This is a genomic window from Kitasatospora sp. NPDC057512 (assembly GCF_042802135.1).
GTDB lineage: Bacteria > Actinomycetota > Actinomycetes > Streptomycetales > Streptomycetaceae > Kitasatospora.
On the sequence record NZ_JBHVET010000306.1, the window covers coordinates 1 to 9,246 of the forward strand.

General features: G+C 74.5%; 6 protein-coding genes and 1 pseudogene. All 7 read left to right on the forward strand.

The window, feature by feature from the left end; genetic code table 11:
* The first annotated feature begins 238 nt into the window (after window positions 1-238).
* A complete protein-coding gene (locus tag ACFU6K_RS20575; protein ID WP_380664990.1) occupies window positions 239-2,266 on the forward strand; it encodes an AMP-binding protein in 2,028 nt (675 codons plus the stop codon).
* Window positions 2,263-4,662, forward strand: a complete 2,400-nt coding sequence (locus ACFU6K_RS20580) for an FAD-dependent monooxygenase (RefSeq protein ID WP_380664992.1) — start codon at window positions 2,263-2,265, stop codon at window positions 4,660-4,662. The genes ACFU6K_RS20575 and ACFU6K_RS20580 overlap by 4 nt, the downstream gene beginning before the upstream one ends.
* A 68-nt stretch (window positions 4,663-4,730) precedes the next feature.
* Entirely contained in the window at window positions 4,731-5,702 is a 972-nt protein-coding gene (locus tag ACFU6K_RS20585) for a carbon-nitrogen hydrolase family protein (protein WP_380664994.1), read from the forward strand.
* Window positions 5,699-6,889, forward strand: coding sequence for a cupin domain-containing protein (locus tag ACFU6K_RS20590; protein WP_380664996.1), 1,191 nt, complete (start codon window positions 5,699-5,701; stop codon window positions 6,887-6,889). Before ACFU6K_RS20585 ends, ACFU6K_RS20590 begins: the two co-directional genes overlap by 4 nt.
* Window positions 6,890-6,905: 16 nt before the next feature.
* On the forward strand, window positions 6,906-7,826 hold the full coding sequence (locus tag ACFU6K_RS20595) for a fumarylacetoacetate hydrolase family protein (RefSeq protein ID WP_380664998.1): 921 nt from the start codon (window positions 6,906-6,908) through the stop codon (window positions 7,824-7,826).
* A gap of 32 nt (window positions 7,827-7,858) precedes the next feature.
* A complete protein-coding gene (locus ACFU6K_RS20600; protein ID WP_380665000.1) occupies window positions 7,859-8,611 on the forward strand; it encodes an Asp/Glu racemase in 753 nt (250 codons plus the stop codon).
* Window positions 8,612-8,807: 196 nt separating this feature from the next.
* Window positions 8,808-9,246 (forward strand): annotated as a pseudogene (locus tag ACFU6K_RS20605) (PaaX family transcriptional regulator); the annotation flags it as partial.

Below are 9,246 nucleotides of genomic sequence, written 5' to 3' on the forward strand. Positions count from 1 at the left end.
GGTGCCCGCCGGTCGCCGTCCGCCTCGTCGGTGAGCCCGAGCGGTGAGCCCGAGCGGTGAGCCCGAGCGGGGAACCGGGCGCCGACGGGGACCAGGAGCCAGGGAGCACCGGGGAGCCGTACGACACCGGGGAGCGCCACCAGGGCCGTCGCCCGAATGCGTGTATCGCTCTCTTGACTGGCGTCACCAAGGCGCCATACTGGCCTCACTCCCCGCTCGCACAACGAGGTGCCCGCCCATGGAGCTCTCACCCTCGGCGCACGTGGACACGTTCTGCCGAGACCACCTCCCGCCCTTCGAGCAATGGCCCGAACTCCTTTTCGAACTCCCGGAGTTGGCCTATCCCGACCGACTGAACTGCGCCGCCGCCCTGCTCGACGACACCATCGAACGCCTCGGCCCGGACCGCCGCTGCCTGCTCACCCCCGCCGGGAGCTGGTCCTACGGCGAACTGCGCGGCCACACCGACCGGATCGCCCGCCTGCTGACCGAGGACCTCGGCCTCGTCCCCGGCAACCGGGTCCTGCTGCGCGGCCCCAACACCCCCTGGCTGGCGGCCTGTTGGCTCGGCGTGCTGAAGGCCGGCGGGGTGGCCGTCACCACCATGCCGCTGCTGCGCGCCGCCGAGCTGACCGAGCTGACCGGCATCGCCCGGCCCGGCATCGCCCTGTGCGACCACCGCTTCCTGGACGAGCTGCACCGGGCCCGGACCCCCGGGCTGCGGATCCTCCCCTACGGCGGCCCCGGCCCCGAGGACCTCACCGCCCGCTGCGCCGCCAAGCCCGCCGACTTCCCCGCCGTCCCGACCGCCGCCGACGACGTCGCGCTGATCGCCTTCACCTCCGGCACCACCGGCCGCCCCAAGGCCACCCTGCACTTCCACCGCGACGTGCTCGCCATCGCCGACACCTTCTCCCGCCACCTGCTCCGCCCCACCCCCGAGGACCTCTTCACCGGCACCCCGCCGCTCGGCTTCACCTTCGGCCTCGGCGGCCTGCTGGTCTTCCCGTTGCGGGCGGGCGCCGCCGGCCTGCTGCTGGAGCAGGCCACCCCCGAGCAGCTCGCCGAACAGGTCCGGCGGCACCGGGTGAGCGTGCTGTTCACCGCGCCGACCGCCTACCGGGCGATCCTGGCGGCCGGGCTGGCCGACCGGCTGGCCGGGGTGCGGCACTGCGTCTCCGCCGGCGAGCCGCTGCCCGCCGCCGTCTGGCAGGCCTTCCACACGGCCACCGGACAGCGGCTGATCGACGGCATCGGCGCCACCGAGCTGCTGCACGTGTTCGTCTCGGCCGCCGGCCAGGACATCCGCCCCGGCTCCACCGGCCGGCCCGTCCCCGGCTTCCGGGCCGCGGTCCTGGACGGGCAGGGCCACCCGGTGCCGGACGGCGAGCCCGGGATGCTCGCCGTCAAGGGCCCGACCGGCTGCCGCTACCTGGACGACGAGCGCCAGCTGGACTACGTCCGCGGCGGCTGGAACCTCACCGGCGACACCTACGTCCGGGACCGCGACGGCTACTTCTGGTTCCGGGCGCGCAACGACGACATGATCGTCTCCTCCGGCTACAACATCGCCGGGCCCGAGGTGGAACAGGCACTCTCCGCCCACCCCGACGTGGCCGACTGCGCGGTGGTCGGCGCGCCGGACGAGCGGCGCGGCGCGGTGGTCAAGGCGTACGTGGTGCTGCGCGCGGGCGTACCGGCCGGGCCGGAGACGGCCCGCGCGCTCCAGGAGCACGTCAAGCGCGCCATCGCGCCCTACAAGTACCCGCGGGCGGTCGAGTTCGTGCCCGAGCTGCCGCGCACCGCGACCGGCAAGCTGCACCGCGCCGAGCTGCGCCGACGGGCCGCGCCGACCCCCGCCAGCGTCACCGTCGAGCGCCGGGTGGAGTGGTCCGACACCGACGCCGCCGGGCACTACCACTTCTCCGCCGTGCAGCGCTGGGCCGAGGCGGCGGAGGCCGCCCTGCTGCGCCGGCTCGGGCTCGCCGAGCTGTTCGGGCGGATACCCCGGGTGCACTTCGAGGCCGACTACCGCGAGCGGCTCTGGTTCGGCGACCTGGTCCGCACCGAACTGCGGGTGGTCCGGGTCGGCGGCTCCTCCCTGCACTACGCCTTCGAGGTGCACGGCCCGCACGGGCTGGCCGCGAGCGGGCGGATGTCGGTGGTGCACGCCGCGCCGCACGACGGGGGCTCCCGGCCGTGGCCCGCACAGGTCCGCCGCACGCTGGCCGAGGCGGGGCCGCAGCGGCCCGAGGTGCTCGCATGACCACGGCACCGGACCGCACGGACCGCACGGGACGACCGGACGCGGCTCCGCGGACGGTCCGCCGGATCGCGGTGATCGGCGCCGGCCCCGGCGGGCTCTACTTCGCCGCCCTGGCCAAGCAGCTGGCACCCGAGCGGGACATCACCGTCTTCGAACGGGACGGCCGGGACGACGAGTTCGGCTTCGGCGTGGTCTTCTCCGACGAGACCCTGGACGGCATCGCCCGGGCCGACCCGCGCGTCTTCGCCGCGATCAGCGCCGAGTTCGCCCGCTGGAGCGACATCGACATCCGCTACGCGGGCGAGGTCCGCACCAGCGGCGGCCACGGCTTCGCCGCCCTGGACCGCAACCGGCTGCGCGCCATCCTCCGACAGCGCTGCGCCGAGCTGGCGGTGGACCTGCGCTACCGCACCCCGGCCCCGCCGGTCGACCGGCTGGCCGCCGAGTACGACCTGGTGGTGGCCGCCGACGGCATCCGCTCCGGCACCCGGGCCGCCCACCCGGAGAGCTTCCGCCCCGACCTGGACGAACGCCACTGCCGCTACATGTGGCTCGCCACCGACAAGGTCTTCGAGGCCTTCACCTTCATCGTCGAGCGGTACGACTTCGGCGTCCTCCAGGTGCACGCCTACCCGTACAGCGCCACCCGCTCGACCTTCATCGTCGAGGCGGCCGCGGACTCCTGGCACCGCGCCGGCTTCGAGGCCCTCGCCGCACGGGAGTTGGCGCGCGGCGAGAGCGACCTGGCGAGCGTGCGGCGCTGCGCGGACCTGCTCGCCGGGCACCTGGACGGCCACCGGCTGATCCCCAACGCCTCCCGCTGGATCCGCTTCACCACGGTGCGGAACGCGAGCTGGCGCCACCGCAACGTGGTCCTGCTCGGCGACGCCGCGCACTCCGCGCACTTCTCGATCGGCTCGGGCACCAAGCTCGCCCTGGAGGACGCCCTCGCCCTGGCCGCCGCACTGAGCGAACAGCCCACCCTGGAGGAGGCGTTGGCCGGGTACGAGGCCGAGCGGCGCCCGGTGGTGGAATCCACCCAGCGCGCCGCGCAGGCCAGCCTGGAATGGTTCGAGACCATCGGGCGGCGCACCGGCCAGGGGATCGACCGGTTCGCCTTCAACCTGCTCACCCGCAGCCGGCGGGTCACCTACGGCAACCTGCGGGCCCGCGACCCGGCCTTCGTGGACGCCGTGGACACCGCCTTCGGCGGCTCGCCCGGGGTGCCGCCGATGTTCCGGCCGCTGAAACTGGGCGCGCTGGAACTGCGCAACCGCGTCGTGGTGCCCCCGCTCGCCACCTTCACCTCCCCCGACGCGCTGCCCAGCGGCTTCGACCGGGCCCAGCTGACCGGGCACGCGCTCGGCGGCGCGGGGCTGGTGATCGCCGGGATGACCGCGGTCAGCCCCGAGGGCCGGGCCACCGACCGCTGCCCGGGCCTGTGGGCCGACCACCAGGAGGCCGCCTGGCGCCGACTCGTCGACGCCGTACGGGCGGTGAGCGACACCCCGCTCGGCATCCAGCTGACCCACGCCGGCCGCCGGGGCGCGACCGCCGCCCCCGGACCGGACGGCATCGGGCGCCCGCTCGCCGAGGGCTGGCCGCTGATCGCCCCCTCGGCCCTCCCCTGGGACACCGGCAGTCCGGTGCCGCACGAGGCGAACGACATCCAACTGACCGCCGTCACCGCGGATTTCGCGGCCGCCGCCGAGCGGGCCGCCCGGGCCGGCTTCGACGTGCTGGAGCTCCAGTTCGGCCACGGCCACCTGCTCTCCTCCTTCCTCTCCCCGCTCACCAACCGCCGCACCGACCGCTACGGCGGCCCGCTCGCCCACCGGCTGCGGCTACCGCTGGAGGTGCTGACGGCGGTGCGCGCCGTCTGGCCGGCCGGGCGGCCGCTGCTGGTGCGGATCTCGGCGAGCGACTGGGCGCCCGGCGGCACCACCGAGGAGGAGGCCGCGGCGATCGGGCGCGCGCTCGCCGGGGCCGGGGCGGACGCGCTGGACGTCTCCACCGGCGAGGTGGTGGCGCACCAGCGGCCGCCGTACGGGCGCGGCTACCAGACGCCCTTCGCCGAACTGGTCCGCGCTGCCACCGGCCTGCCGACCATCGCGGTCGGCGCCATCTCCGGGTTCGACGACGCCGACTCCGTCCTGCTGGCCGGCCGGGCCGACCTGGTCGCGGTCGGCCGCGCCCACCTGTACGACCCGCTCTGGACGCTGCACGCCGCCGCCGAGCAGAACCACACCGGGCCGGGCGCCCGCTGGCCCGAACCCTGGCGGGCCGGCAGCCGAAAGCCGCCGGGCCCGAACGCCGACCGGGTCGCCCCGCGCCTGCACCTGCTGCGCGAGCCGCCCCCGCCCGTCCACCGCCGCTGGTCGCCGGACCTCCCGTGACCGGCCCCCGAGCCCTTCGAGCAGCCGTCGCGTTCCCTACCGCAGCCCCCGAGGAGGGACGAGGAACCATGCCCGACCTGCCCCGCTTCACCGCCGCCGCCGTCCAGGCCGCCCCGGTGTACCTGGACCCGGCCGCCACCGTCGACAAGGCCGTCGCGCTGATCCACGAGGCGGCCGGGCACGGCGCCGAACTGATGGTCTTCCCCGAGGTCTTCGTGCCCGGCTACCCGTACTGGAACTGGACGATGAACCCGGTGCAGGGCTCGCCCTGGTACGACCGGCTGTACCGGGCCGCCGTGGACGTCCCCGGACCGTACGTCGACACCCTGCGGGCCGCGGCCCGGCAGGCCGGCGTGGTGCTGGTGATCGGGGTCAACGAACGCGGCCGGCCCGGCCTCGGACCGCTGTACAACACCCTGCTGATCATCGGCGCGGACGGCGAACTGCTGGGCGTGCACCGCAAACTGGTGCCGACCTGGGCCGAGAAGCTGACCTGGGGGCAGGGCGACGGCAGCACCCTCACGGTGCACCCCACCGCCGTCGGCCCGCTCGGCGCGCTGGCCTGCGGCGAGAACACCAACCCGCTGGCCCGCTTCACCCTGCTGGCCCAGGGCGAACTGGTCCACGCCGCCTGCTACATCGCGCTGCCGGTGGGCCCCGAGGACTACGACATGGCGGACTCCATCGCCCTGCGCACCGCCGCGCACTGCTTCGAGGGCAAGGTGTTCTCGGTCGTCTCCTGCTCCACCGTCTCCCCCGAGATCGTGGACCTGATCGCCGGCGACGACCCGCGGCTCCGCAAGCAGCTCGCCCGCCCGCACAGCGCACTGTCCGGGATCTTCGGCCCGGACGGCCGCGCCGTCACCGAACCGCTGGTGGACGAGGAGGGCATCGTCTACGCCGAGATCGACCTCGGCCGCTGCGTCCAGCCCCGGCAGATGCACGACATCGTCGGCCACTACAACCGCTTCGACGTCTTCCGGCTGCACGTGGACAACCGCCCGCTGCGGCCGCTGGTGTTCCCCGAGGAGGAGGCATGACCAGCCCCGAACGCACCCCCGGCCGCGACGGTCACGACGACCACGGAAGCCACGGCGGTCACGGAGGCCACGACGGTCACGACGGTCACGACGACGACCGGATCGGCCGGGCCAGGGTCACCGACAGCCCCGAACTGCTCGCCTACTACGAGGAGTTGGCCAAGTACCAGGCCGGCGCCCTGTGGACGGTCGCGAACGAGATCGAGCCCTGGTACCCGCAGCCGAGGTCCGTCCCCGTGCTCTGGCGCTACGCCGACCTCCGCCCACTGGTGCGCAAGGCGCTGCCCCTGGTGAAGGCCGACGACGCCGGGCGCCGGGTGGTGATGCTGGTGAACCCCGGCCGCCGCGAACTGAGCGCCGCCGTCGGCCTGTTGTACACCGGGCTGCAGATCATGGGCCCCGGCGAGGCGATGACCGCGCACCGCCACCAGGCCTCCGCGCTGCGCTTCGTCCACGAGGGCACCGGCGCCTGGACCATCGTGGACGGCCAGAAGCTCAAGGTCGGCCCGCGCGACTTCGCGATCACCCCGAACAACACCTGGCACGAGCACGGCAACGAGGCCGACGACGCCCCGGTGATCTGGCAGGACGGCCTGGACATCCCGCTGGTCAACACCCTCGACGCCAACTTCTACGAGGTCCACCCGGAGCTGTACCAGCGGCCCGGGCCGGTCACCAACTCCTCGCTGCTCAGCTACGGCGGCAACCTGCTGCCGTACGGCGTCGAGAAGTGGACCCGCCCCTACTCGCCGCTGATCGGCTGGCCCTGGGAGCCGAGCTACCACGCGCTCCGCCGACTCGCCCGCGCCACCGAGGGATCGCCCTTCGACGGCGTGGTCATGGAGTACACCAACCCGGTCACCGGCGGCCCGGTGATGCCGACCATGTCCGCCCACCTACAGCTGCTGCGACCGGGCCAGGCCACCCGCGCCCACCGGCACACCGGCTCGGTGGTGTACACCGCGGCCAAGGGGCGGGGCGTCTCGGTGATCGCCGGCCGCCGCTTCGAGTGGCAGCGGGGGGACGTCTTCGTCGTCCCGTCCTGGGCCTGGCACGAGCACGCGAACCTCGACCAGGGCGAGGACGCCTGCCTGTTCTCCTTCAACGACTTCCCGGTGATGCACTCGCTCGGCCTCCACCGCGAAGAGGCCCACCCGGACGGGCAGCAGCCCACCATCGCCGCCTGACCAGGAGCCCACCGCCATGCACCTGTTGACCTTCCGTACCGCCGAAGCCGATGGCGCCGACGACACCGCCGGAGCCGGCGCCCCGCGCCTCGGCGCCCGGCTCGCCGGCGACCGGGTCGCCGACCTGACCGCCCTGGCCACCGCCGCCGGTGTCCGACTCCCGCCCGACCTCCTCGGGTTGATCCGCGCCGGGGCACCGGCCCTGGCCGTCGCCCGCGAACTGCTCGCCGGCTCCCCGGCCACCAGGCCGCTCGCCGAGGTCTCGCTGTGCGCGCCGCTGCGCCCCGGCAAGATCGTCGGCGTCGGCCTCAACTACGTGGAGCACGTGGCCGAGTCGCACCGCACCCTGGACACCGACCGCGAACTCCCCGACCGCCCGGTGCTGTTCGGAAAGCCCTCGACCGCCGTCACCGGCCCGGGCGGGCCCATCCCGCACAACGCCGACCTCACCAAGCAGCTCGACTGGGAGTGCGAACTCGCCGTGGTGATCGGCGCGCCGGCCTTCCGGGTGGCCGAGGCGGACGCGCTGCGGCACGTGTTCGGCTACAGCATCGTCAACGACATCAGCGCCCGCGACCAGCGCCGCTCCGGCCAGTGGTTCTTCTCCAAGGGCCAGGACGGCTACGCCCCCTTCGGCCCGGTCGTGGTGACCGCCGACGAGATCCCCGACCCGCAGCGGCTCGACCTCTCGCTGAAGGTCAACGGCGAGCTGCGGCAGGACTCCAACACCCGCCACATGCTGTTCGGCGTCGCCCGGCTGATCGTCGACATCTCCTCCGGCGTCACCCTGGAACCGGGCGACGTGATCGCCACCGGCTCCCCCTCGGGCGTCGGCGCCGGGATGGTCCCCCCGCGGTTCCTCCAGCCCGGCGACCTCGTCGAGGCCACCATCGAGCGGATCGGCACGCTCGCCAACCCCGTGGTCGACGCCCGCTGACCAGTCCCCGAGCGGAAAGGACCGCCCGTCCGATGACCACCTACCGGATCGGCCAGATCGTCCCGAGTTCCAACGTCACCATGGAGACCGAGGTCCCCGCCCTGCTGCGGGCCCGCGAGGCGGTCGCCCCCGAGCGGTTCACCTTCCACTCCAGCCGGATGCGGATGACCAGGGTCACCCCCGAGCAACTGCGCGCCATGGACGCCGAGTCCGACCGCTGCGCCGCCGAGCTCTCGGACGCCCGGGTGGACGTGCTCGGCTACGCCTGCCTGGTCGCGGTGATGGCCACCGGCCACGGCTACCACCGCGAGGCCGAGCGGCGGCTGCACCTGCGCACCATCCAGAACGGCGCCCCCGCGCCCGTGGTCACCAGCGCCGGCGCCCTGGTCGCCGGGCTGCACGAGCTCGGGGCCGCCAAGGTCGCGATGGTCACCCCGTACCTGCGGCCGCTGGCCCGGACGGTGGTCGAGTACCTCGCCGCGGAGGGCATCGAGGTGCTCGACCACGCCGCCCTGGAGATCGCCGACAACCTCGACGTGGCCGCCCACGACCCGGCCCTGCTGCCCGCGATCGCCCGCGGTCTCGCCCACGCCGGGGCGGACGCCGTGGTGCTCTCGGCCTGCGTGCAACTGCCCTCGCTGTCCGCCGTCGAGGAGGCCGAGCAGCAGCTCGGCAAGCCGGTGGTCTCGGCCGCCGTCTGCACCACCCACCAGCTGCTGCGGGCCCTCGGCCTGCCCGCCTTCGCCCCCGGCGCCGGGACCCTGCTCTCCGGCGCCTACGCGTAGCGGGCGGTGTGCGCGGTACGCGGTAGGCGTCCCGCGTAGCGGGCGGTATGCGCAGTCCGCGGTAGGCGTCCCGCGTAGCAGGTGTTCCGCGCGCTTCCCGCCGGATCGGCGCATCCGGCAAAGATCGGCAAGACCCTTCCCATGTCCCGCACCCTCGTTATGATCGCCACCAGTCGCCGGGGAGGAGGGCCCGCGCATGTCCGAGAACGCACTCCGGCCGAGCTCCCTGATCAACACCGTCTATGGCGAGTTCGTCCGCCGCCTCGGCGGCTGGATATCCATCGCCGACCTGATCGCCCTGCTGGCCGAGCTGGACGTCGACGGCCCGGCCGTCCGCTCGGCGACGTCCCGGCTGAAGAAGGCCGGCACCCTGCTCCAGGAGCGCCGCGGCGGAACCGGCTACCGGCTCGCCCCGGCGGTGGAGCCGGTCTTCGAGGAGGGCGACCGGCGGATCTTCCACAGCCTGGAGCCCGCCGCGCTCGCCGACGGCTGGGTGGTGGCGGTATTCTCGGTGCCCGAGTCCGCCCGCGCCCACCGCCACCAGCTGCGCTCCCGGCTGAGCTGGCTCGGCTTCGGCAACGCCGCCCCCGGCGTCTGGCTGGCGCCCGCCCGGCTGCTGCCGGACGCCCGCCGGC